The following is a 23,582-nucleotide window of genomic DNA, read 5'->3' on the forward strand; positions in this document are numbered from 1 at the left end:
CCGGCTTCGGGCTTCGAGGGAACTGGAATGGCTAATATGTTCGCCCTGATTTTGGCGATAGCAACGCTGATTACCGGCATTGTCTGGTGTATCGACAAATATAAATGGGCACCGGCCCGGCGTGCGAAACGTGCTGCCGCGCAGGCACAAGGTATCGAAGCCACCAAGGCAGACAAACAGCCAGGTTGGGTAGAAACAACGGCTTCGGTTTTCCCGGTGCTGTTCGTGGTGTTTGTGGTGCGTTCGTTTATTTATGAGCCGTTCCAGATCCCGTCAGGTTCAATGATGCCGACGCTGTTAATCGGTGATTTTATCCTGGTGGAGAAATATGCCTACGGCATTAAAGATCCGATTACCCAAACGACGCTGATCGAAACGGGTCATCCGAAGCGTGGCGATATCGCGGTGTTCAAATACCCGAAAGATCCCAGCATGGATTACATCAAGCGTGTCATCGGGTTGCCGGGCGATCGGGTGACTTACGATCCGCTGAGCAAAACCGTGTCGATTCAGCAGACATCTACTGCGCTGCCCGTCACTTACTCGGATGTTGAAGAGAGTGACTTCATTCAGACCTTCAGCGGTTTCAGTGGTAATGAACTGGGCAACGGGTTCTTCCAGAAGCCGAAAGGTGAAACGATGCAGGGTGGCGTGCGTTTAGCCACCCGCAACGAGACGCTGGGGGATGTCACTCACCGTATTTTACTGATTGCACAGGCACCGAGCCAGCCAGGCTCTTACTACCAGCAGGCAGGTCAGCCGCAGTCCACCTGGGTCGTGCCTGAAGGCATGTACTTTATGATGGGCGATAACCGTGATAACAGTGCTGACAGCCGTTACTGGGGCTTTGTTCCTGAGCGTAATCTGGTGGGTAAAGCGACCGCAATCTGGATGAGCTTTGATAAGCAGGAAGGCCAATGGCCAACCGGCGTTCGCCTGAGTCGTATCGGCGGCATTCATTAATGATCGCCTGCGGGCGACATTAGCAAAGGGTGGTCTGCCAGGTTTGGCAGGCCACTGCACACGAAACAGATCGTGTTGGTGTTCAGGCTCAGCCCTGTTCCGTGTGCAGGATAATTGACGCATTAAGAAATTGGTAACGCATGAACCCCATCGTAATTAACAAGCTTCAACGAAAGCTGGGCTACACTTTTACCCATCAGGAATTGTTACAGCAGGCGCTGACTCACCGTAGTGCCAGCAGTAAACACAACGAAAGACTGGAATTCCTGGGCGACTCTATTCTGAGCTACGTGATTGCTAATGCCCTTTATCAGCGCTTCCCGCGCGTGGATGAAGGTGACATGAGCCGTATGCGTGCCACGCTGGTTCGCGGCAACACGCTGGCAGAGATGGCACGGGAATTTGACCTTGGCGAGTGTCTGCGCCTTGGGCCGGGTGAACTGAAAAGCGGCGGCTACCGCCGTGAATCGATTCTGGCTGACACCGTAGAAGCGCTGATTGGCGGGGTATTCCTCGACAGCGACATTCAGTCGGTGGAACAACTCATCCTGAGCTGGTACGCCAGCCGTCTTGATGAGATCAGCCCGGGCGATAAACAGAAGGATCCAAAAACGCGTCTGCAGGAGTTCTTGCAGGGTCGTCATCTGCCGTTACCATCCTATCTGGTGGTACAGGTTCGGGGCGAAGCGCACGATCAGGAATTTACTATTCACTGTCAGGTAAGCGGCATGGCAGAACCGGTTGTGGGAACCGGATCCAGCCGTCGCAAAGCTGAACAGGCAGCAGCCGAACAGGCGCTGATTAAGCTGGGAATTGAATGAGCGAACAAACTACCCATTGCGGCTTTATTGCTATTGTAGGCCGTCCGAACGTTGGTAAATCTACCTTACTGAACCAGTTACTGGGACAGAAGATTTCCATCACCTCGCGTAAGCCACAAACCACGCGTCACCGCATTATGGGCATCCATACCGAAGGGGATTATCAGGCGATCTATGTCGATACCCCGGGCCTGCATATGGAAGAAAAACGGGCGATCAACCGCCTGATGAACCGTGCTGCCAGCAGCTCGATCGGTGATGTTGAAATTGTGATCTTCGTTGTTGAAGGGACCAAGTGGACTGCCGACGATGAGATGGTACTGAATAAGCTGAAAGACGGCAAAGTACCGGTGCTGTTAGCGATCAACAAGGTCGACAACCTCACAGACAAAAGTATTCTACTGCCACACCTGCAATTCCTGGGTCAGCAGATGAACTTTATGGATGTGGTGCCGATCTCAGCCGAAAAAGGCACTAATGTTGATACTATCGCCAGTATCGTCCGTAAGCGCCTGCCGGAAGCGGAACATCACTTCCCGGAAGACTACATCACCGATCGTTCCCAGCGCTTTATGGCGTCTGAAATTATCCGTGAAAAACTGATGCGCTTCCTCGGTGCCGAACTGCCGTACTCCGTCACGGTTGAGATCGAACAGTTCCTGACGAACGAGCGTGGTGGTCTGACGATCAATGGTCTGATTCTGGTCGAACGTGAAGGCCAGAAGAAGATGGTGATCGGTAACAAAGGCGCCAAAATAAAAGTCATCGGTACGGAAGCTCGCCGTGATATGGAAGAGATGTTTGAGGCGAAAGTTCACCTCGAACTGTGGGTGAAAGTGAAGTCCGGCTGGGCGGATGATGAACGCGCCTTACGCAGCCTGGGCTACACCGACGACCTCTGATACTGATGGATGGCTGGCAACGCGCATTTGTCCTGCATGGACGTCCCTGGAGCGAAACCAGCCTGCTGCTTGACCTGTTTTCTGAACAGCATGGCAGGGTACGGGTGCTGGCTAAAGGCGCCCGTTCCAAGCGCTCCAGTCTGAAGGGCGCGTTGCAACCCTTCACGCCGCTGCTGGTACGCTGGGGCGGCCGTGGCGAGGTGAAAACCCTGCGCGGCGCTGAACCTGTGTCGCTGGCGCTTCCTCTCAGCGGTACAACGCTCTACTGCGGCCTCTACGTCAATGAACTTCTTTCGCGCGTGCTGGAAGATGAAACCCCCTTTAGCGAGCTTTTCTTCGACTACCTGCACTGTATTCAGGCGCTGGCGGCTGACGCCGGGTCACCCGAACCTGCACTCAGGCGTTTTGAACTGGCTATGCTGGGTCATCTTGGTTATGGCGTCGATTTTCTTCACTGCGCAGGCAGCGGCGAAGAAGTCGCCGATGGCATGACGTACAGTTATCGTGAAGAGAAGGGGTTTATTGCCAGTCTTGTGGTCGGGCATCGCAGTTTTACCGGTCGCCATTTACGCGCACTGTATCTGCGCGAATTCCCGGATGCAGACACCCTGCGCGCAGCCAAACGTTTTACCCGCATTGCCCTTAAACCTTATCTGGGGGGCAAACCGCTAAAGAGCACGGAACTGTTTCGCCAGTTTTTGCCGAGAAAACGACCAGATGCAGCCCTTCCTGGTGATGAATAGCCACGGGTAATATCCCTGCGTGCCGTGAACGTTGTACACTCCCTAAAACCTTTCGCGATCTTCAGAGGACTATCATGGCAGAGCTGTTGTTGGGCGTTAATATCGATCATGTTGCTACCGTACGTAATGCACGTGGTACGCATTATCCGGATCCGGTACAGGCGGCATTTGTCTCTGAGCAGGCAGGAGCAGACGGTATTACCGTGCATCTGCGTGAAGACCGCCGTCATATCACCGATCGCGATGTGCGCATCCTGCGTCAGACCATCCAGACACGCATGAACCTGGAAATGGCCGTTACGGATGAAATGGTGGACATTGCCTGTGACATCCTGCCGCACTTCTGTTGTCTGGTCCCTGAGAAGCGCGAAGAAGTGACGACCGAAGGTGGGCTGGATGTGGCCGGACAGCAGGACAAAGTGACGGCGGCGGTAAAACGGCTGAATGATGCCGGCATCCTGGTATCACTGTTTATCGATGCTGACCATCGCCAGATTGATGCCGCTGTTGCTGCCGGTGCACCTTATATCGAGATCCACACCGGTGCTTACGCTGAAGCCGAAGAAGGCACGGCACGCGATGCTGAGCTGGCGCGGATTGCTGAAGCTGCCACCTATGCCGCCGGGAAAGGCCTGAAGGTCAATGCCGGACACGGCCTGACGTACCACAACGTGCAACCGATCGCCGTTCTGCCAGAAATGCACGAGCTGAACATCGGGCATGCCATTATTGGGCGTGCTGTATTTAGCGGTCTGGCTGAGGCAGTGAAAGAGATGAAACTGCTGATGCGTGAAGCACGTCGTTAATGGCAATCCTGGGTCTGGGTACAGATATTGTCGAGATCGCCCGCATTGAAGGGGTGATCTCCCGGTCCGGCGACCGCCTGGCAAAGCGTGTGCTGAGTGATAATGAGTGGGCACAGTACCAGGCACACCAGCAGCCGGTGCGTTTTCTCGCCAAGCGTTTCGCGGTAAAAGAAGCGGCAGCCAAAGCCTTTGGCACCGGGATCCGTGGTGGCCTGGCGTTTAATCAGTTTGAAGTCTATAACGACGAGCTGGGTAAACCCGGACTGCGTTTTTTCCAGCATGCTGAAGAAGTGGCGAAGAAGCTGGGGGTGGCGCACGTGCACGTTACGCTGGCTGATGAACGACACTATGCCTGTGCGACGGTAATTATTGAGAGCTAGCCCGCAGGATGCAGCACCACGAACTTTTCCCACAGTCGGTCATGACTCTCGATATGCAGCGGATCAACGATAATCGTATGATCAATCGGGCACACCTGCTGGCAGGTGGGGGAGTCGTAATGGCCGATGCACTCCGTACAGCGATCGGTATCGATCTCGTAGAATTCATCCCCCATTGAGATCGCTTCGTTAGGGCACTCCGGTTCACACATATCGCAATTGATACAGCGTTTGGTTATTAACAGTGCCATTGCGTCGGACTACTCCACGTTAACCAGGGTGTTAAGGATCAGCTTATCAGGACGCAGGCTGTTCTCATAGTAACGACGGTTTTCAACCATCATGGCATATCGAGCCTCGTGATTTTCCAGCAAATGATTGATTGAAGATACCAGACTACTTTCATCACTGAAGCTAAGAAAGTTTTTTCCATCAGCAAAATTACCGGGAAGGTTGTAGTGAAGCGGTTCCGAAATAATAGCCCTTGAAGCCGCAATATACTCACCAAAACGCCCACCAATTGAACCATGTAGTCCACTGGTGGTAATGCAGATATCGTGCTGTTTCATCACTTTAATAAAATAAGGTCTGTCGGTCATTTTTTCTGCCAGGATCATATCGCTTGCGAATTGACGAGTAAAATCACGATTACCATTCACGCCGAAAGTGGAACAATGCGCAAAATGACTCTTTATCACTTTTAGTGCATCAAGGCGATTTTGAGTAATTTGCGCGACTTCTGCTTGTACAGCAGGATCGACGAATTCTGCTGGATCCCACAGGCCGGTAATAAACAGGATCTTAGGCTGTTTTGAAAGTGATGGCAGTGCTTCCAGGTCCTTATGCCGCATATCGCCTTTCCCTCTTAGACGACGAATATTCTGCGAAAGATAGTCTAGTATGCCGTAGGCGGGGGTCAGGCTATAGTTAAAACCAAGAGGGCGGCATTTGGGATATTGAGCAGCCAGTTTTTCGCTACAGCTTCTTTTATAGTAACGAGCGCACCAGTTGTAATCTGCCTGAGAGAAGAACCCGCGTTCAATCTGAGCACCGTCTTCTGCGTCATAAACAAATTTAATGCCGTTAACGGTTGCCCGTAGAATATTCTTCTTAATCGCGCTGTCCCGTACAATCTTTTCAATTTTAATCACGCCCGCTTTTTGTAACATTAAAAAGCCATAAATATATTGGTTTATATGTCGTGATTTTTGGAATCTCAACGTTACGTTTAGCATGATTAAAAATTTTTCCCCGGACATATCTTAAAAAAATCCGCGAGTAGTATACGCGCACTCACGACTCAAACCAGCTTTTTCACCAGTGCTTCACTGTGGCGAATATGACTGGAGGCACGTTCTGGATCGCGCTGAATCAGTGCCATAAACAGCAGGTCTGTCAGCGCCAACTGCGCAGTGGTTGACGAGATGGCGGCGCTGCGTGTTGTCTGCTCTTCTGCAACGGTATACAGACAGTGGCTGGCCGACTGTTGCAGTGTATTCGGTGTAAAGCCTGTAAAGGCCAGCACGGTGGCACCAATGCGCTGTGCTTCCTGTGCTGCGAGGTTGATTTCGCGGCGTTCACCGGTATAGGAGATAGCCAGTAGCACATCACCCACATCTAGTGCCTGCACGCTGGACAGCAGTGCATGCATATCCTGCTCGGCCACGGCACTGATGCCAATCTTCATTAGCTTCCAGGAAAAATCTTTCGCTACCAGACCTGAAGCACCAATCCCGACCAGCACAATACGCCTTGCCTGCTTCAGCAGACGCAATGTCTCCAGCAGCATCTCTTCACTGTTAATATCCAGCGTAGCGCGAATGGCAGAGCTTTTCTCGGTGAACAGTTTTTCGCCAACCACCTTCAGCGCATCATCGCTGAGAATATGGTTATGCACGGTAATCGCATCTTTCTCGGCCAGCGATTCACTCAGCGCCAGCTTCAGTGCAGGGAACCCTTTATAGCCGAGTTTTTGCGCAAATTTTACCACGCTTGACTGACTGACGCCTGATTCATCCGCCAGCTTTTGTGAACTCAGGTGGCGTGCCCGGTCAGGCTGCGACAGCAGGTAGTCAGCTAACCGACGTTCGTTCAGCGCCAGGCTAGGATAAAGCTGACGGATACGCAGCAATGAACTCATCATTTTTCCTCTTGCGAAATCAGGCCCATCATATTGAATTATCTGTAATGATAACATTCAGCAGGCTAAGTCTAACGCGACATTTAATGGTTTCCATGATTAAGAACGGGAAAATGTGTCGTCGCGTAGAATAAAATATTCATTTATTATAACTTAAGTGCGAATTAAAAATTCAAAAGGAGAAATAATGAATCTCGGTTCACTGGTATCAGAAACGCGTAACCCGGACACATTCGACCTCGACAATCTGTCAACGCTTGAGATGGTGTCTAAATTTAATCAGCAGGATGCGACCGTTGCTGCGGCCGTTGCCCTGACATTACCGCAGGTTGCAATGGCGGTGGATGCGGCCGCTGCTGCGCTCACCGCGGGCGGCCGCCTGATTTATATGGGGGCGGGCACCAGCGGCCGTCTCGGCGTGCTGGACGCATCCGAATGTCCTCCTACCTTTGGGGTGGCGCATGGCGTTATTGTGGGGCTGATTGCCGGTGGCCCTGGTGCGTTACTCAAGGCGGTGGAAGGAGCAGAAGATAACGAGCAGTTGGGCATCAGCGATTTACAGGCGCTGAATCTGACGGTGAACGACATGGTGGTGGGTATTGCCGCATCTGGCAGAACGCCTTACGTCATTGGCGCGTTGCGGTATGCCCGGCAGTTTGGCTGCCGCACTGCGGCGATCTCCTGTAACCCGGACTCACCGATCGCACACGAAGCAGAGATTGCTATTTCACCGGTTGTCGGGCCGGAGGCACTGACCGGTTCAACCCGCCTGAAGTCCGGCACAGCACAGAAGCTGGTGTTGAATATGCTCTCTACTGGCGCCATGGTGAAAATCGGTAAGGTGTACCAGAACCTGATGGTGGACATGCAGGCGACCAATATCAAACTGGTCGATCGTGCGCGGCGTATGGTGTGTGAGGCGACGGGCTGCGATGCAGAACAGGCCGAAACAGCCTTGCTGCAGGTGCACTACGAAGTTAAGACGGCCATTTTAATGATCCTGGCGGATCTCCCGGCCGAGCAGGCAAAGCAGCGGCTGACACAGCATAAAGGATTTTTACGCGCGGCACTTTCTAACGAATAACGGAAAAAGGATCCCTCATGGACAAATCCACCCGGCTGGCACAGGCGCTGTTACAGGGCATTGGCGGAGCCGCCAATATTGCCCGACTGGAAAACTGTATGACGCGGGTACGCGTTGAAGTCATTGATGAGAGCAAACTGGCGCTGGATAACCTGCGTCAGCTGGAGGGGATAAAAGGGTACGTGAAGCAGGGAAGTCAGCACCAGTTTATCGCAGGTCCCGGAGCGGCAGCAAAAGTGACGGACGCGATGCGCAACCTCATCTCACCCGCAGGCGTTATCGCGGCGGGCGACACTGTGCAGCAGAACAAGGCACAGGCGAAAGCGAAATATCGTGCGCCGCTGAGTGATGCATTACGTCAGTTGGCGAATGTGTTTATCCCGCTGATCCCGGCATTTATTGCCTCCGGTTTGATCACCGGGCTGATCAATATCATCAAACGTCCGGATATCGTGGGGAATATTGCTACGCAGTACCCTAATCTGATCGGTCTGGCCGCGATCTTCGGCAGTGCCGTTTTCACGATAATGAATATTCTGGTTGGGGTGAATACCGCCAAAGTTTTTGGCGGTTCCACCGCGCTGGGTGGCGTGATGGCGGGCATTCTCTCCAGCCCCGCACTGGCGCAGATCACGTTATTTGGTGAGCCGCTACAACCGGGGCGCGGTGGGGTAATAGCGGTTCTGCTGGTGGTGGTACTGATGTGCTGGATTGAAAAACGTCTGCGCCAGCGTCTGCCCGAATCGCTGGAGCTGATCCTCAACCCACTTCTGACTACACTTATTACTGCGTCACTGGCTATTGTACTGTTACAGCCTGTCGGTGGGATGATCTCTGATACGATTGCCCATGGGGCGACACTGGCGATCGACCGCGGTGGTGTGCTGGTCGGTGCCTTGTTGGCCGGAACCTTCCTGCCACTGGTGCTGACCGGTTTGCATCAGGGACTGGTGCCGATCCACGTTGAACTGGTTCAGGCGCACGGTGCGAATGCGCTGCTGCCGATCCTGGCCATGGCCGGGGTAGGGCAGATTGGCGCATCGCTGGCGGTACTACTCAAAACACGTAACGCAAGGCTGAAAAAACTGGTCAAAGGTGCACTGCCGGTAGGTATTCTTGGGATTGGCGAACCGTTGATTTTTGGTGTCACCCTGCCGCTGGGGCGCCCGTTTATTGCCGCCTGCCTCGGCGGCGCTGTTGGCGGAGCGGTCATTAGCTATGCTAAGGTCGCCACGTTGATTACGTTTGGCCTTTCCGGGCTGCCACTGGCACTGACGATTGTGGCCGGTAAGGTCATGATGTATCTGGCAGGCTGGTTGACCGCAGTTATCTGTGGTTTCCTGTTTGCCTGGTTTATGGGCTTCAATGACCCTGAGGAGTAAGGTTTGACAACCAGTCGGGAACGACGCGTGGTATTTTTTGACCTTGATGGCACCCTGCACCAGCAGGATATGTTTGGCACTTTTATGCGCTGGCTATTGTGGCGTCAGCCGCTCAATTTATTGCTGGTGGTGCCACTGCTGCCGGTGACAGGGCTTGGGTTGCTGATTAAAGGTCGTGCGGCGCGCTGGCCGATGAGCCTGCTGCTATGGTCGATTACGTTTGGCCGCAGTGAAGCGCGTCTGGCAGAACGAGAGCAGCAGTTTGCCCATTGGTTCCGCCAGCGAGTGACCGCATTTCCCGTAGTGCAGCAGCGGCTGACAGATTATCTCAGCAGTGAAGATGCCGATGTCTGGCTGATAACCGGTTCACCGCAGCCGCTGGTCGAACAGGTCTATTTTGACTCCGCATTTTTGCCGCGCGTCAAATTGATCGCCAGCCAGATGTCACGCGCTTATGGTGGCCGGGTACTCTCGATGCGCTGCCTCGGCCATGAAAAGGTCGCGCAGCTGGAAGAGCAAATTGGCACGCCGTTACAACTTTACAGCGGTTACAGCGACAGCAAGCAGGATAACCCACTGCTGTTTTTCTGCCAGCATCGTTTCCGAGTGACACCTGTAGGTGAGTTACAACAGTTGGAATAAGCGTCTGGCAGGATAGTCTCTCCGCGACATTTAACGCTATAATGCCGCGCTTTTTTTTGCTGGAGACTCAGGTGACCGACATTAACGATGAATTCTGGATGCGCCACGCGCTTCAACTGGCTCAGCGCGCCTGGGACGAGGGCGAAGTGCCGGTGGGTGCCGTTCTGGTGCATGAAGGAAGGGTGATTGGTGAAGGCTGGAACCGCCCGATTGGTCACCATGACCCAACGGCGCATGCCGAAATGATGGCAATACGTCAGGGCGGCAAAGTCATTGAAAATTACCGCCTGCTGGATACCACACTGTACGTCACGCTGGAACCCTGCGTGATGTGCGCGGGGGCGATGGTACACGGTCGTATTGGACGTCTGGTCTTTGGCGCGCGAGATGCAAAAACCGGGGCAGCCGGTTCGCTGCTTGATGTGCTGCGACACCCGGGGATGAATCATCAGGTGCAGATTGAGCAGGGGGTCCTTGCTGAAGAGTGTGCTGCGCTGCTGAGTGAATTTTTCCGCCAGCGGCGTGCCGAAAAGAAGGCCCAGCGCCCGTAGGGACGGACCTTCTTTTTTCTGTCCGCCTGTCTGAGCTGAGTCATCAGTTCAATGCGATTTTCGCTTCAACCGTTGGATAGCCGTTACCCAGTTCGGCTTCCGTTGCCGCCTGTTGTGCCAGCTTTCTTTCCTGATCCTGCAAATAGCCGACAAGGCTTATCTGGTATTTGCGGATATTTTCCACATAGGCATAGGCTTCATGGCCGCGGGCATAGCCGTAACTGGTCTGGCTGTAATAGCGTTTCTGGCTGAGCATCGGCAGGCGAATCTTCACGTCGGCCCAGCTATCCGGATTACCCTTCTGTTTATCCGTCAGTTTACGCGCGTCCAGCATATGGGCGTAACCCATGTTATACGCCGCCAGAGCAAACCAGATGCGTTCGTCTTCAGGGATCGTTGGCGGTACCTTTTCCATCATACGCACCAGATACTCACTGCCGCCACGAATGCTCTGTTCCGGATCGGTCCTGTCACTGACATTCAGGCTATCCGCAGTATTGCGCGTCAGCATCATCAGGCCACGCACGCCAGTCGGGGATGTGGCCTGTGGGTTCCAGTGGGACTCCTGGTAAGAGATGGCTGCCAGTAAACGCCAGTCAATAACCTGCGCGTACTTCTCGAAAAGTGGCTGGAAGTCTGGCAGCGTTCCGTCAATGGCACGCAGAAAGGTGCGAGTATCGACATAATCGAACGTGCCGACGTGCCCCAGGTACTTCTCATCCAGACGGGCCATTGCGCCTTCTTCGCCCATCTGATTAAAGAAGTCGAGTAGCGCGGCATTCATGCTGTCATCCTGTTCACGCTGGACATACCAGGTGACCGGCTCTTCATCCGTGATATCAAAAGCCACTGCCAGCTGTGGATGGATGCGCTGCATCAGCGCGATAGTGACGGAATCGCCCACGGTATAGTCGAGTTTGCCATCGGCCACGGCTTCCAGCAGGCCCTGAGGCGTTTGATCGGTCGAGATCGCCCAGTCAAGATCGGGGTACTGATGCGCTTTCATTTCACGCAGGGTCGACAGATAAGCCGATCCTGACGCCGCCGTCAGGCGCCCCTTCAGATCGCCCAAATTTTTCGGCCGTGGTGCGCCGATACGGTACACCAGCTGTTGTGAAACAGAATAGTAAGACGGACCCGCACGAAAACGCGCCAGCCGTTCATTATTGTAAATTAACCCTGCCGCCAGCATGTCGGCTTTATCATCTTCGAGGTCATCAAACAGATCGCCCAGGTTCGGACGCACGGTGATTTCCAGCTTAACCCCTAAATAATCGGCGAAGCGCTTCGCCAGCTCGTAGTCCATACCCGCTGGGGATTGATTGACTGTGTAGTAAGTCAGCGGAGAATTTATGGTGCTGATACGCAGCACTCCCCGCGATTTTATCTGTGCGATACGGTCGGTCGAACCGCCGTACCACGGTATCGAGGGCCACAGTGCCAGCGCAAGAAGCACGGTGATCAGCCCGACCAGCAGATAATTAAATTTAAGGCGTTTCAAATAGTTATCTCTCGATGGTTCTCAGGTATCTGTCTTCTATGGCAGTATTTATTGTCTATAATTGGTCCTGAGCGTGGGGCATTCTGCTCAACTCCGCGCAGCTCCGCAACTGAAATCCACCTGTTTTGTGCGTTTTTCAGTCAATTCCTTATCGCGATTAATTCTGCGCAAACGGTTTCGTAACCGGTGGGGATTCTCTATAATACCGCCCGTTTTCCCCTGTTGCGCCCAATGAAGCGTCGCCCGGCGCTTCGAGACGAGAGATCTTTAATGATGGAAATTCTGCGTGGTTCGCCCGCTCTGTCGGCATTTCGTATTAACAAACTGCTGACCCGCTTTCAGGATGCTCACCTGCCGGTGAGTGATATTTACGCTGAGTACGTCCATTTTGCCGATGTCAGCGCGCCGCTGAGCGAGGATGAAAAATCCCGTTTGCAGCGTCTGCTGAAATACGGTCCCTCTCTGGCTGAACATACCCCGGAAGGCCGCCTGCTGCTGGTCACTCCGCGTCCTGGCACTATCTCGCCGTGGTCTTCGAAAGCGACAGACATCGCCCACAACTGCGATCTCCCTCAGGTACTGCGTCTTGAGCGCGGCTTGGCCTTCTATGTGAAGGCACCGCAGTTGAGCGAAGCGCAGTGGTCAGAGCTGGCTGCACTGCTGCATGACCGCATGATGGAAACCGTCTTTGCCGATCTGAGCCAGGCCGATGCGCTGTTTGCTCATCATCAGCCTGCACCGCTGCAAAGCGTCGACCTGCTGGGTGAAGGCCGCAACGCGCTGGTTCAGGCCAATATCAAACTGGGCCTGGCACTGGCCGATGACGAAATCGACTACCTGCAGGCGGCGTTTGAAAAACTCGGGCGCAACCCGAACGATATCGAGCTGTATATGTTTGCTCAGGCTAACTCTGAGCACTGCCGTCATAAAATCTTCAACGCCGACTGGGTGATTGATGGCAAAACGCAGCCGAAATCGCTGTTCAAGATGATCAAAAATACCTTCGAGAAAACCCCGGACCATGTGCTGTCAGCGTATAAAGACAATGCGGCCGTTATGGAAGGTTCTCAGGTAGGGCGCTTCTACGCCGATCCACAGGGCCGCTATGATTTCCATCAGGAAGATGCGCATATCCTGATGAAGGTTGAAACCCATAACCACCCAACGGCGATTTCTCCGTGGCCGGGTGCGGCGACCGGTTCCGGTGGCGAAATTCGTGATGAAGGTGCAACCGGGCGTGGCGCTAAACCGAAAGCGGGTCTGGTCGGCTTCTCTGTTTCTAACCTGCGTATCCCGGGCTTTGAACAGCCGTGGGAAGAAGATTTCGGTAAGCCGGACCGTATTGTGACGGCACTGGACATCATGACCGAAGGCCCTCTGGGTGGCGCGGCATTTAACAACGAATTTGGTCGTCCGGCGCTGACGGGTTACTTCCGTACCTACGAAGAACGCGTTAACAGCCATAACGGCGAAGAGCTGCGCGGTTACCACAAACCGATCATGTTGGCAGGCGGTATCGGTAACATTCGTGCCGACCACGTGCAGAAAGGTGAAATCACCATTGGTGCCAAGCTGATCGTGCTGGGTGGCCCGGCAATGAACATCGGCCTGGGTGGCGGAGCGGCGTCTTCAATGGCCTCAGGCCAGTCTGACGCGGATCTCGATTTCGCTTCCGTACAGCGCGACAACCCGGAAATGGAACGTCGTTGCCAGGAAGTGATTGACCGCTGCTGGCAGTTGGGTGAAGAGAACCCGATTCTGTTTATCCATGACGTGGGCGCGGGCGGTCTGTCTAACGCCATGCCGGAGCTGGTGAGCGACGGCGAACGTGGCGGTCGTTTCAACCTGCGTGACATCCTTAACGATGAGCCAGGCATGAGCCCGCTGGAAGTGTGGTGTAACGAATCTCAGGAACGTTATGTTCTGGCTGTATCGCCGGATAGCCTGGCGCTGTTTGATGCGCTGTGTAAACGTGAGCGCGCACCGTACGCCGTGATCGGTGAAGCGACCGAAGAGATGCACCTGTCGCTGGCTGACAGCCATTTCGACAACACGCCAATTGATATGCCGCTGGACGTGCTGTTGGGTAAAACCCCGAAAATGACCCGTGACGTGACCACACTGAAAGTGAAAGGTGACGCGCTGGTGCGTGAGGGAATGACTGTTGCAGATGCCGTGAATCGCGTACTGCACCTGCCAACCGTGGCGGAAAAAACCTTCCTGATCACCATCGGTGACCGTTCGGTAACCGGTATGGTTGCCCGTGACCAGATGGTCGGCCCGTGGCAGATCCCGGTAGCGAACTGTGCGGTGACTACCGCCAGCCTCGACAGCTACTACGGTGAAGCGATGTCGCTGGGCGAACGTGCTCCTGTCGCGCTGCTGGATTTTGCGGCCTCCGGTCGTCTGGCCGTCGGCGAAGCACTCACCAACATTGCGGCAACCGACATTGGCCCGCTGACGCGCATCAAGCTGTCAGCCAACTGGATGGCCGCTGCCGGTCACCCGGGTGAAGATGCCGGCCTGTATGAAGCGGTGAAAGCGGTGGGTGAAGAGCTGTGTCCGGCGCTGGGTATCACTATCCCGGTCGGCAAAGACTCTATGTCGATGAAAACCCGCTGGCAACAGGGGAATGAGCAGCGTGAGATGACTTCTCCGCTGTCCCTGGTGATCACCGCATTTGCCCGAGTGGAAGACGTGCGTAAAACCGTCACCCCGCAGTTGCAGACCGGTGATAACGCGCTGCTGCTGATCGATCTGGGCAAAGGGGCCAACGCCCTCGGCGCAACGGCGCTGTCACAGGTTTACCGTCAGCTGGGTGATAAGCCTGCCGATGTGCGTGATGTGCAGCAACTGGCTGGCTTCTATAATGCCATCCAGGCGCTGGTGGCCGACGGCAAACTGCTTGCCTACCACGACCGTTCTGACGGCGGCCTGCTGGTCACGCTGGCTGAAATGGCCTTCACGGGTCACTGCGGTGTAGACGTCGACATCGCGGCACTGGGCAGCGATAGCCTGGCTGCCCTGTTTAACGAAGAGCTGGGTGCGGTGATTCAGATCGCAGCGGCCGATCGGGCGGCGGTTGAGCAGGTCTTTGCCTCTCATGGGTTAGCTGACTGTGTGCATGTGCTGGGCCAGGCCGTGGAAGGGGATCGTTTTGTGATCACTTCCGGCGGCTCTGCCGTGTACAGCGAAAGCCGTACCACGCTGCGTACCTGGTGGGCTGAAACCACGTGGCAGATGCAGCGTCTGCGCGATAATCCAATCTGTGCCGATCAGGAACATGACGCGAAGAAAGACGATCGCGATCCGGGCCTCAACGTTGCACTGACCTTTAAGCCACAGGAAGATATTGCTGCGCCTTATATTGCGACCGGTGCACGTCCTAAAGTGGCTGTGCTGCGTGAGCAGGGCGTTAACTCTCATGTTGAAATGGCTGCGGCCTTCCATCGTGCCGGGTTTGATGCGGTAGACGTGCATATGAGCGACCTGCTGGCTGGCCGTCGTGGTCTGGATGACGTGCAGGCGCTGGTTGCCTGCGGCGGCTTCTCTTACGGTGACGTCCTGGGTGCGGGTGAAGGCTGGGCGAAGTCGATTCTGTTTAACGCCCGCGTACGTGACGAATTCGAAACCTTCTTCCACCGTCCACAGACACTGGCTCTGGGCGTCTGTAACGGCTGTCAGATGATGTCTAATCTGCGTGAACTGATTCCGGGCAGTGAAGAGTGGCCACGCTTTGTGCGCAATCAGTCCGAGCGTTTTGAAGCCCGCTTCAGCCTGGTTGAAGTGGCTGCCAGCCCTTCTCTGCTGCTGGACGGCATGGTCGGTTCCCGTATGCCAATCGCCGTATCGCATGGTGAAGGCTTCGTGGAAGTGCGTAATGATGCTCATCTGGCCCAGCTGGAAAGCAAAGGTCTGGTGGCGCTGCGCTTCGTGGATAACTTTGGCAAAGTGACCCAGCAGTACCCGGCGAACCCGAACGGTTCCCCGAACGGTATCACGGCGGTGACCAATGAAAGCGGTCGCGTGACCATCATGATGCCGCACCCGGAGCGTGTGTTCCGCACGGTCAGTAACTCATGGCACCCGGCAGAATGGGGCGAAGACAGCCCGTGGATGCGTATCTTCCGCAATGCGCGTAAACAGCTGGGCTAATCCTCTGCGTTGACGCGATGGTAATAAACCGGCCTGAACGTGTGGCCGGTTTTTTTCGCCTGTCTTAAAGGGATTAGCAGGGGAGTGTTGCCATTTCACAACAAATTAGATGTGAGTTGTCGTTAAATGGAGACGTTTAATTTATTGATTTTAATGGTAAAAATTAAATTTATCTGTGGGTGTTGTTATATGGCGACACTTAACCGGACCCGATGGTCAAAATTACCTGCCCGATGAATACTTCCAATGTATAAGGTTTTATTTATTAATGGCTTATAAATTTATTTTCAATGTGGCATGTTAATTGCTATAATCACCTCAGTGGCTCATTCACCTGGTTATAACAGCCCTGCGTAAGCGGACAAGTGCTCATAACACCCAGAATGACGCACAATACGGTGCCTGTCGTCCACCTCACCGATAATCGTTCACTCTGTGACGTTATCAAACATCGGACGCAACGTTGAGTAAGGCACCACCTATTCAGTTACGCTGGCTCACCAGCGTAACGCCAGTGGCCGGTTCAGTGAACCGGCCATTTTCATTTTACGCTTTCACACTTTCTTCTCTGCTCACTCTCAGCTAGCATCGCCCTAACTCCTGGAAAGAGAAATTGTGTCGTGAAGAAATGGCGTCTGTTACCGCGATCGCTACGTCAGCTGGTGCTGATGGCGTTTTTACTGGTGTTATTACCGCTGCTGGTGCTGGCCTGGCAGGCATGGGAAAGCCTCTCGGCGCTGAGCGACCGGGCGGCCGATACCAATCGCACCACGCTGACCGATGTGCGTCGCAGCGAAGCCATGGCCCGTACCGCCCTGGAACTGGAACGTAGCTACCGCCAGTATTGCGTGTTAGATGATCCGATGCTGGCACGCCTCTACCAGACGCAGCGCAGCCGCTATTCACAAATGCTGGATGCCCACGCCCCGGTACTGCCGGATATTCGTACCTGGCAAAGCCTGCGTCAGAACCTCACTCAACTCAGCCAGATGAAATGCGAAAACAGCAGCCCGGTGTCGCAGGCCGCCGATCAGCTCGAGCTGTTCTCTGCCGCCAACGGTCAATTGGTTCAGGCTACACGTGAAGTGGTGTTCTCACGTGGGTTACAACTGCAACGAGAGATTGCCGAACGCGGCCAGTATTTTGGCTGGCAGGCATTGATTCTTTTCCTGCTCAGCCTGGGGCTGGTGTTGCTGTTTACCCGTATGATTATCGGCCCGGTAAAAGCGGTAGAGCGCATGATTAATCGTCTGGGGGAAGGGCGGCCGCTGGGGCACAGTCTGGCGTTCAAAGGCCCGCGTGAGCTCCGTTCACTCGGACAGCGTATTATCTGGCTCAGTGAGCGGCTGGCCTGGCTGGAGTCGCAGCGTCATGAGTTTCTCCGCCATATTTCCCATGAATTAAAAACACCGCTGGCCAGCATGCGTGAGGGCACTGAATTGCTGGCTGACGAGGTTGCCGGGCCGCTGACTGCTGACCAGAAAGAGGTGGTCAGCATTCTTAACGACAGCAGTCGTCATCTACAAACGCTGATTGAACAGCTGCTGGACTACAACCGAAAGCTGGCTGATGGCCCGGTAGCGCTGGAAGATGTTCAGCTGCGGCCGCTGATCGACTCACTGGTTGCCGCTCACAGCCTCACGGCCCGCGCTAAACAACTCCATATCAACATCGACCTTAAGGCTGACAGCTGTCGTGCCGAACCGACGTTGTTGTTGAGGGCAATCGATAATCTTTACTCCAATGCGGTACACTACGGCGCTGAATCTGGAAATATCTGGATCCGCAGTCTTCAGCAAGGAAACCGCGTGGTGATTGAGGTCGCAAATACCGGCCCGCCTATTCCTGCGGCTGAGCGAGCAATGATCTTTGAACCGTTCTTCCAGGGAAATCTACAGCGCAAAGGCGCGGTAAAAGGAAGCGGGCTGGGATTAAGCATTGCGAAAGACTGCCTGCGCCGGCTGCAGGGCGATCTGCAACTGATCGACAGCGTTGATGCTGATGTCTGCTTTCGCATCGAATTAAACACTACCGCCGGGACGTTATTATAATGCAATCATCACGTTTTTCTGCCTTACTGCAACACGGGCGTATAGGCAGACTGACCGGCGCCTTCATACTGGCGTTTGGCCTGCTGGGGTGTAGCCAGCAGCCGTCGCAAAAGGTGGCCAGCCGCGCCGATATCACACTGAATGAGCCTGATGTTAAAATCGTCGACTATCAGCTGGTGTCCTGTGAGCATATATGGGCATTTAACGATGAGGCCGCAACGGGTAATCCTCTTTACTGGCTGCGCGCTATTGACTGTGGCATCCGGCTATCGCCAGCCGATGCACGTGCTGAAGCACGGCGCTGGCCAACGGATAACTGGCAGAGTGCCTTCAAACAGGCCGTATTGTTGAATAATGGCAATATTACCCCCGTTGAGCGTCGCCAGTATTTGAACCGTCTGGACAGTTACAGCTATGATTATCCGGCCTCTGTGCGCCCGTTAATGATGTTGTGGCGTGAAGGGCAGGGATCGCTTTTACAGCTATCCGAAGAGCGGATGCGTTATGCCCACCTTCAGGAGAGCAGTGATGGTCAACTGGATGGGCTGCGTCAGCAGCAAATCGCCCTGAAGAACGATCTCGCTGTCACCCGGCGCAAACTTGATACGCTGACGGATATTGAACGCCGACTCTCTTCGCGTCGCTCCCCGGATGCCACTGACACCAACAGCCACGGTAATGACAAAAACAACCCGGCTGATAACGCGTCACAGGATGATGACAATCCATGATCAAAAAATCGGCACGGTTACTGCTGGTAGATGATGACCCCAGCCTGCTGAAACTGCTGGGGATGCGTCTGAGCAGTGAAGGGTTCAGCGTTACTACCGCTGAAAGTGGTCCGGACGCGCTGCGCGTGCTTAACCGCGATACGCTTGATCTGGTGATCAGCGATCTGCGTATGGACGAAATGGACGGTATGGCGCTGTTCGCTGAAATCCAGAAGCTCCAGCCAGGCATGCCGGTCATTATTCTTACCGCCCACGGTTCCATTCCGGATGCCGTGGCGGCAACTCAGCAGGGCGTATTCAGTTTCCTGACTAAACCGGTCGATCGTGATGCGCTGTATAAAGCGATAGATGATGCCCTGGTCCATCGGGCGCCGACCAGCGATGAAGCCTGGCGCGAAAGCATTGTCACCCGTAGCCCGCTGATGCTGCGCCTGCTGGAGCAGGCGCGCATGGTGGCGCAGTCGGATGTCAGTGTACTGATTAACGGACAGAGCGGAACTGGCAAAGAAGTGCTGGCGCAGGCTATCCACGCGGCCAGCCCGCGTGCAGGTAAAGCCTTTATCGCTATTAACTGCGGCGCGTTACCGGAACAACTGCTGGAATCAGAACTGTTTGGTCATGCGAAAGGGGCCTTTACCGGTGCCGTCAGCAGTCGTGAAGGGCTGTTTCAGGCCGCAGAGGGCGGCACGCTGTTCCTCGATGAAATTGGTGACATGCCGCAGGCGTTGCAGGTGAAATTGCTGCGCGTCTTGCAGGAGCGTAAGGTACGCCCGCTTGGCAGTAACCGCGACCTCGACATTGATGTGCGTATTGTCTCTGCCACCCATCGCGATCTGCCAAAAGCGATGGAAAAGAAAGAGTTTCGCGAAGATCTGTTTTATCGTCTTAACGTGGTGAATCTGAAGATCCCTGCACTGCATGAGCGGGCAGAAGATATTCCCCTGCTGGCCAATCATCTGTTGAAGCAGTCGGCTGAACGGCACAAACCTTTTGTACGTAGCTTTTCCACCGATGCCATGCGACGTCTGATTGCCGCTGCCTGGCCGGGCAACGTCAGGCAACTGGTGAATGTGATTGAACAGTGTGTCGCGCTGACCTCCGCGCCAGTGATTGGAGAGGCGCTGGTGGAACAGGCGCTGGCAGGAGAAAATACCGCGCTGCCTACTTTTGCTGAAGCCCGCAACCAGTTTGAACTCAATTATCTGCGTAAATTGTTGCAAATGACCAAAGGCAATGTGACTAACGCGGCAAGGCTGGCGGGGCGTAACCGTACTGAGTTCTATAAACTGTTATCGCGTCATGAGTTGGATGCTGCCGATTTTAAAGAATAATTTTCACTGCGGTAACGCTGCCTGATTATGGTAGTTTAGCTGCCTGAAAAGAGACGGACGTCCGGTATACCTCAGACATGTTCGGTCTGCTGCCCGTACGCAGGCAGGCTGAGCGTAACGGGTATATAGTTAACTGATTATCCGTCCGGGCACGGAGGGAGAGAAAAGGGTCTGCCATGAAAAAGATTGATGCAATTATCAAACCGTTCAAACTGGATGATGTGCGTGAAGCGCTGGCGGAAGTCGGCATCACCGGGATGACCGTGACTGAAGTGAAAGGCTTTGGTCGTCAGAAGGGCCACACCGAGCTGTATCGTGGCGCAGAGTACATGGTCGATTTTCTGCCAAAAGTGAAAATCGAAATCGTGATTGCGGACGACATCGTGGATACCTGCGTTGATACCATCATGCGTACGGCGCAGACCGGTAAAATCGGCGATGGTAAAATCTTCGTGTTCGACGTTGCGCGCGTGGTGCGTATTCGTACTGGCGAGGAAGACGAAGAAGCGATCTGATTGTCGTTTTCGGGGTCCCAACGGGCTGACCGCATTGCGCGGCCAGCCCGTTTGCTTTTATAACGCTTTATGCGGCCCGAACACTTCGTAGTGGATGTGCTCTTTTTTAACCCCTAACTCTAGCAGCCCCTTTTCTTCCGCTTCCATAAAGGCCAGTGGGCCGCAGAGATAATAGTGCATTGCCGGATCGCTGACGCGTGATTCCAGCGGCAGCAAGTTCATCAGCCCACGCTGGTGATATTTCCCTTCATCCTGCGCCTGCGGATGGTTGTACCAGATGTGTTGCCAGAACTGCGGCAACTGCGCCCCCAGCGCGGTCACTTCCTCAGCGAAAGCATGGGTTGCGCCATTCTCGGTGGCGTGCAGCCACTGTACTGTGGCGGGATGTTTATCTTTCGCCAGCTGGTTTAGCATCGCCAGCATCGGCGTCAGGCCGACACCACCCGACATCAGTGTCACCGGCGTCTCAGCCGTGATATCAAGGAAGAAATCCCCGGCAGGGGGGGCCAGATGAACGCGCTGGCCGGGCTGCTGCTGATGCAGCCAGCTGGACATCACACCGCCTTCATCATGGCGCACGGCAATACGATAGTCACGACCGTTGGGCGTGCGCGTCAGGGAATACTGGCGAATCTCCTGATTCTCAAAACCCGGGTCTTTCACCCATACCGCCAGATACTGCCCGGCTTTATAATCTGCGACCGGTTGGCCATCGACGGGAGTCAGGATAAAACTTTTGATCACGGAACTCTGCGGGACGATCTCGCTGATAACAAATTCACGATGGCCACCGCGCCAGCCGCCGACTTTTTCTTCGGTTTCTTCATAAATCTGCTCCTCACGCTGTACAAAAATTCCGGCCAGTACGCCGTAGGCTTTGCCCCATGCTGCCAGCACCTCTTCACCCGGATGCAGCATTTCATCAATACTCGCCAGCAAGTGCTCACCGACGATCGGATAGTGATCGGGACGAATAGCGAAACTGGTGTGTTTCTGCGCAATTTTCTCTACGGCAGGGCCCAGCGCGGCGAGGTTATCCAGATTGCTGGCGTAGGCGCAGATGGCATTAAACAGCGCTTCCGGCTGATTACCTGTGCTCTGGTTGCTCATATTAAAGATGTCTTTCAGCTCAGGGTTGTGGGCAAACATCCGCTGATAGAAATGCGAGGTCAGGCGAGGGCCGAGTGCAGCAACGGCGGGGATAGTAGATTTGACGATGGCAATGGTTTGGCTGTCCAGCATGGTGTGCTCCTTAGCAAGAAATTAAACATGTATTTAAAATGCATGTTATTCGCAACATACTCCGCTGTAAATACACCTTTAGAGTGAGAGGGTATTTTTCCGCACGCGATGTACGGTCTTGTTGAAAAAACAGCATCTGGCAGATGAGGAGAATTCCTTATCCGGGACTTGCAAAGAACAGTAACTAACCCTTGCCACACCTGAAGCCAATCGTTTGCGTAAAAAGGCAGTGGTTAAGCTATTCAACAGGTGCATAAACAGTTTAAACTATTGCCCATCGCTCCCCAGCGGGGGCATTCATTATTGCAAGTCAGTTGAGTCAGGAGATGCAAATGTTAAAACGTGAAATGAACATTGCCGATTACGATGCCGATTTATGGCAGGCGATGGAGCAGGAGAAAGTGCGCCAGGAAGAGCACATCGAGCTGATTGCTTCAGAGAATTACACCAGCCCACGTGTTATGCAGGCTCAGGGATCTCAGCTGACGAACAAGTACGCTGAAGGTTACCCGGGCAAGCGCTACTACGGTGGTTGTGAGTACGTGGATATCGTTGAGCAGCTGGCTATCGACCGTGCTAAAGCCCTGTTTGGTGCAGACTACGCCAATGTGCAGCCACACTCCGGTTCCCAGGCTAACTTCGCGGTATACACTGCGCTGCTGCAGCCGGGCGATACCATTCTGGGTATGAACCTGGCACACGGCGGTCACCTGACTCACGGTTCCCCGGTTAACCTGTCTGGTAAGCTGTATAACGTCATCCCTTACGGCATCGACGAGACCGGCCAGATTGATTACAACGAACTGGCTGAACTGGCGAAAAAGCACCAGCCAAAAATGATCGTTGGTGGTTTCTCTGCTTACTCTGGCGTGTGCGACTGGGCAAAAATGCGCGAAATCGCAGATACCGTTGGCGCTTACCTGTTCGTTGATATGGCGCACGTGGCGGGTCTGATTGCGGCTGACGTGTACCCTAACCCGGTACCTCATGCGCACATCGTGACCTCCACCACGCACAAAACCCTGGCAGGCCCACGTGGCGGCCTGATCCTCGCGGCTGGCGGTGACGAAGACCTGTACAAAAAACTGAACTCTGCTGTCTTCCCTGGTGGCCAGGGTGGCCCGTTAATGCACGTTATCGCGGGTAAAGCGGTTGCCTTCAAAGAAGCGATGGAACCTGAGTTCAAAACCTACCAGCAGCAAGTGGCTAAAAACGCTAAAGCAATGGTGGAAGTGTTCCTGGCACGCGGCTACAACGTGGTTTCTGGCGGTACGCATAACCACCTGTTCCTGCTGGACCTGGTAGACAAAAACCTGACCGGTAAAGAAGCTGACGCAGCCCTGGGCCGTGCCAACATTACCGTGAACAAAAACAGCGTGCCTAACGATCCGAAAAGCCCGTTTGTGACTTCAGGTATTCGTATCGGTTCCCCGGCTGTCACCCGTCGTGGTTTTAAAGAAGCAGAAGTGCGCGAACTGGCAGGCTGGATCAGCGATATTCTCGACAATATCAATGATGAAGGCGTGAGCGAGCGTGTGAAGAAGCAGGTGCTGGAAATCTGTGCACGCTTCCCTGTATATGCATAAATCCGTCCTTACCTCCTGATTTAATGGGAGCCTGAGTACAGATAGCGGGACACGAA

General features: G+C 54.3%; 21 protein-coding genes. 16 read left to right on the top strand and 5 right to left on the bottom strand.

The window, feature by feature from the left end:
* Positions 1-27 precede the first annotated feature (27 nt).
* From lepB to acpS, 6 genes are all read left to right on the top strand, one after another.
* Entirely contained in the window at positions 28-963 is a 936-nt protein-coding gene (gene lepB / locus FVB43_RS20960; protein ID WP_133845833.1) for a signal peptidase I, read from the top strand.
* 140 nt (positions 964-1,103) lie between these two features.
* The gene (rnc, locus tag FVB43_RS20965) at positions 1,104-1,784 is read left to right on the top strand and encodes a ribonuclease III (protein WP_133845834.1); all 681 of its coding nucleotides are present in this window, start codon (positions 1,104-1,106) and stop codon (positions 1,782-1,784) included.
* On the top strand, positions 1,781-2,686 hold the full coding sequence (gene era / locus FVB43_RS20970) for a GTPase Era (RefSeq protein ID WP_133845835.1): 906 nt from the start codon (positions 1,781-1,783) through the stop codon (positions 2,684-2,686). Before rnc ends, era begins: the two co-directional genes overlap by 4 nt.
* A gap of 5 nt (positions 2,687-2,691) precedes the next feature.
* Positions 2,692-3,429, top strand: a complete 738-nt coding sequence (gene recO, locus FVB43_RS20975) for a DNA repair protein RecO (RefSeq protein ID WP_133845836.1) — start codon at positions 2,692-2,694, stop codon at positions 3,427-3,429.
* Positions 3,430-3,503: 74 nt separating this feature from the next.
* Positions 3,504-4,235: a pyridoxine 5'-phosphate synthase gene (gene pdxJ / locus FVB43_RS20980; protein WP_133845837.1), complete on the top strand. Its 732-nt coding sequence runs from the start codon at positions 3,504-3,506 to the stop codon at positions 4,233-4,235.
* Positions 4,235-4,615, top strand: coding sequence for a holo-ACP synthase (gene acpS / locus FVB43_RS20985; protein ID WP_159338031.1), 381 nt, complete (start codon positions 4,235-4,237; stop codon positions 4,613-4,615). The genes pdxJ and acpS overlap by 1 nt, the downstream gene beginning before the upstream one ends.
* Here acpS and FVB43_RS20990 read toward each other — a convergent pair.
* From FVB43_RS20990 to FVB43_RS21000, 3 genes are all read right to left on the bottom strand, one after another.
* Complete coding sequence (locus tag FVB43_RS20990; protein ID WP_167864702.1) at positions 4,612-4,866, bottom strand: YfhL family 4Fe-4S dicluster ferredoxin; 255 nt, start codon at positions 4,864-4,866, stop codon at positions 4,612-4,614. The two genes, acpS and FVB43_RS20990, sit on opposite strands and share 4 nt — an antisense overlap.
* A gap of 9 nt (positions 4,867-4,875) precedes the next feature.
* Complete coding sequence (locus FVB43_RS20995; RefSeq protein ID WP_167864703.1) at positions 4,876-5,784, bottom strand: glycosyltransferase; 909 nt, start codon at positions 5,782-5,784, stop codon at positions 4,876-4,878.
* Positions 5,785-5,915: 131 nt separating this feature from the next.
* Entirely contained in the window at positions 5,916-6,755 is an 840-nt protein-coding gene (locus FVB43_RS21000) for a MurR/RpiR family transcriptional regulator (protein ID WP_133845964.1), read from the bottom strand.
* A gap of 187 nt (positions 6,756-6,942) precedes the next feature.
* Here FVB43_RS21000 and murQ point away from each other — a divergent pair, with 187 nt between their 5' ends.
* The 4 genes from murQ to tadA are packed head-to-tail and all read left to right on the top strand — an operon-like array spanning position 6,943 to position 10,414.
* Positions 6,943-7,839, top strand: a complete 897-nt coding sequence (gene murQ, locus FVB43_RS21005) for an N-acetylmuramic acid 6-phosphate etherase (RefSeq protein ID WP_133845840.1) — start codon at positions 6,943-6,945, stop codon at positions 7,837-7,839.
* Between the two features lie 17 nt (positions 7,840-7,856).
* The gene (locus FVB43_RS21010) at positions 7,857-9,221 is read left to right on the top strand and encodes a PTS transporter subunit EIIC (RefSeq protein ID WP_133845841.1); all 1,365 of its coding nucleotides are present in this window, start codon (positions 7,857-7,859) and stop codon (positions 9,219-9,221) included.
* 3 nt (positions 9,222-9,224) lie between these two features.
* Positions 9,225-9,863, top strand: a complete 639-nt coding sequence (gene yfhb / locus FVB43_RS21015) for a phosphatidylglycerophosphatase C (RefSeq protein ID WP_133845842.1) — start codon at positions 9,225-9,227, stop codon at positions 9,861-9,863.
* Between the two features lie 41 nt (positions 9,864-9,904).
* Positions 9,905-10,414: a tRNA adenosine(34) deaminase TadA gene (gene tadA, locus FVB43_RS21020; protein WP_197931309.1), complete on the top strand. Its 510-nt coding sequence runs from the start codon at positions 9,905-9,907 to the stop codon at positions 10,412-10,414.
* 43 nt (positions 10,415-10,457) lie between these two features.
* Here the strand turns inward: tadA and mltF are convergent, their stop codons facing one another.
* Positions 10,458-11,915, bottom strand: coding sequence for a membrane-bound lytic murein transglycosylase MltF (gene mltF, locus FVB43_RS21025; protein ID WP_133845844.1), 1,458 nt, complete (start codon positions 11,913-11,915; stop codon positions 10,458-10,460).
* A gap of 270 nt (positions 11,916-12,185) precedes the next feature.
* Here mltF and purL point away from each other — a divergent pair, with 270 nt between their 5' ends.
* From purL to glnB, 5 genes are all read left to right on the top strand, one after another.
* Positions 12,186-16,070: a phosphoribosylformylglycinamidine synthase gene (purL, locus tag FVB43_RS21030; protein ID WP_159338032.1), complete on the top strand. Its 3,885-nt coding sequence runs from the start codon at positions 12,186-12,188 to the stop codon at positions 16,068-16,070.
* A gap of 620 nt (positions 16,071-16,690) precedes the next feature.
* Entirely contained in the window at positions 16,691-18,121 is a 1,431-nt protein-coding gene (locus FVB43_RS21035; protein ID WP_133845846.1) for a sensor histidine kinase, read from the top strand.
* Positions 18,121-18,852, top strand: a complete 732-nt coding sequence (gene qseG, locus FVB43_RS21040) for a two-component system QseEF-associated lipoprotein QseG (protein WP_167864704.1) — start codon at positions 18,121-18,123, stop codon at positions 18,850-18,852. Before FVB43_RS21035 ends, qseG begins: the two co-directional genes overlap by 1 nt.
* On the top strand, positions 18,849-20,183 hold the full coding sequence (glrR, locus tag FVB43_RS21045; protein WP_133845848.1) for a two-component system response regulator GlrR: 1,335 nt from the start codon (positions 18,849-18,851) through the stop codon (positions 20,181-20,183). The genes qseG and glrR overlap by 4 nt, the downstream gene beginning before the upstream one ends.
* Positions 20,184-20,359: 176 nt before the next feature.
* A complete protein-coding gene (glnB, locus tag FVB43_RS21050) occupies positions 20,360-20,698 on the top strand; it encodes a nitrogen regulatory protein P-II (protein WP_062744629.1) in 339 nt (112 codons plus the stop codon).
* 57 nt (positions 20,699-20,755) lie between these two features.
* Here glnB and hmpA read toward each other — a convergent pair whose 3' ends face one another.
* Positions 20,756-21,940 carry an NO-inducible flavohemoprotein gene (gene hmpA / locus FVB43_RS21055; RefSeq protein WP_133845849.1) on the bottom strand — a complete coding sequence of 395 codons (1,185 nt, stop codon included), beginning with the start codon at positions 21,938-21,940 and terminating at the stop codon, positions 20,756-20,758.
* A gap of 332 nt (positions 21,941-22,272) precedes the next feature.
* On the opposite strand from hmpA, the gene glyA reads away from it, so the two are divergent.
* Positions 22,273-23,526, top strand: coding sequence for a serine hydroxymethyltransferase (gene glyA, locus FVB43_RS21060; RefSeq protein ID WP_133845850.1), 1,254 nt, complete (start codon positions 22,273-22,275; stop codon positions 23,524-23,526).
* Positions 23,527-23,582 lie beyond the last annotated feature (56 nt).

The sequence above is a fragment of the Erwinia rhapontici genome (assembly GCF_012271765.1).
Lineage (GTDB): Bacteria > Pseudomonadota > Gammaproteobacteria > Enterobacterales > Enterobacteriaceae > Erwinia > Erwinia rhapontici.

Excerpts from the sequence above, each read along its gene's own strand:
- rnc (WP_133845834.1), top strand. The coding sequence starts at position 1,104 with ATGAACCCCATCGTAATTAACAAGCTTCAACGAAAGCTGGGCTACACT.
- qseG (WP_167864704.1), top strand. The coding sequence starts at position 18,121 with ATGCAATCATCACGTTTTTCTGCCTTACTGCAACACGGGCGTATAGGC.
- FVB43_RS21000 (WP_133845964.1), bottom strand. The coding sequence starts at position 6,755 with ATGAGTTCATTGCTGCGTATCCGTCAGCTTTATCCTAGCCTGGCGCTG.
- era (WP_133845835.1), top strand. The coding sequence starts at position 1,781 with ATGAGCGAACAAACTACCCATTGCGGCTTTATTGCTATTGTAGGCCGT.
- recO (WP_133845836.1), top strand. The coding sequence starts at position 2,692 with ATGGATGGCTGGCAACGCGCATTTGTCCTGCATGGACGTCCCTGGAGC.
- murQ (WP_133845840.1), top strand. The coding sequence starts at position 6,943 with ATGAATCTCGGTTCACTGGTATCAGAAACGCGTAACCCGGACACATTC.
- FVB43_RS20990 (WP_167864702.1), bottom strand. The coding sequence starts at position 4,866 with ATGGCACTGTTAATAACCAAACGCTGTATCAATTGCGATATGTGTGAA.
- hmpA (WP_133845849.1), bottom strand. The coding sequence starts at position 21,940 with ATGCTGGACAGCCAAACCATTGCCATCGTCAAATCTACTATCCCCGCC.
- acpS (WP_159338031.1), top strand. The coding sequence starts at position 4,235 with ATGGCAATCCTGGGTCTGGGTACAGATATTGTCGAGATCGCCCGCATT.
- purL (WP_159338032.1), top strand. The coding sequence starts at position 12,186 with ATGATGGAAATTCTGCGTGGTTCGCCCGCTCTGTCGGCATTTCGTATT.
- tadA (WP_197931309.1), top strand. The coding sequence starts at position 9,905 with ATGCCGCGCTTTTTTTTGCTGGAGACTCAGGTGACCGACATTAACGAT.
- FVB43_RS21010 (WP_133845841.1), top strand. The coding sequence starts at position 7,857 with ATGGACAAATCCACCCGGCTGGCACAGGCGCTGTTACAGGGCATTGGC.
- FVB43_RS20995 (WP_167864703.1), bottom strand. The coding sequence starts at position 5,784 with ATGTTACAAAAAGCGGGCGTGATTAAAATTGAAAAGATTGTACGGGAC.
- lepB (WP_133845833.1), top strand. The coding sequence starts at position 28 with ATGGCTAATATGTTCGCCCTGATTTTGGCGATAGCAACGCTGATTACC.
- glrR (WP_133845848.1), top strand. The coding sequence starts at position 18,849 with ATGATCAAAAAATCGGCACGGTTACTGCTGGTAGATGATGACCCCAGC.
- glyA (WP_133845850.1), top strand. The coding sequence starts at position 22,273 with ATGTTAAAACGTGAAATGAACATTGCCGATTACGATGCCGATTTATGG.
- pdxJ (WP_133845837.1), top strand. The coding sequence starts at position 3,504 with ATGGCAGAGCTGTTGTTGGGCGTTAATATCGATCATGTTGCTACCGTA.
- glnB (WP_062744629.1), top strand. The coding sequence starts at position 20,360 with ATGAAAAAGATTGATGCAATTATCAAACCGTTCAAACTGGATGATGTG.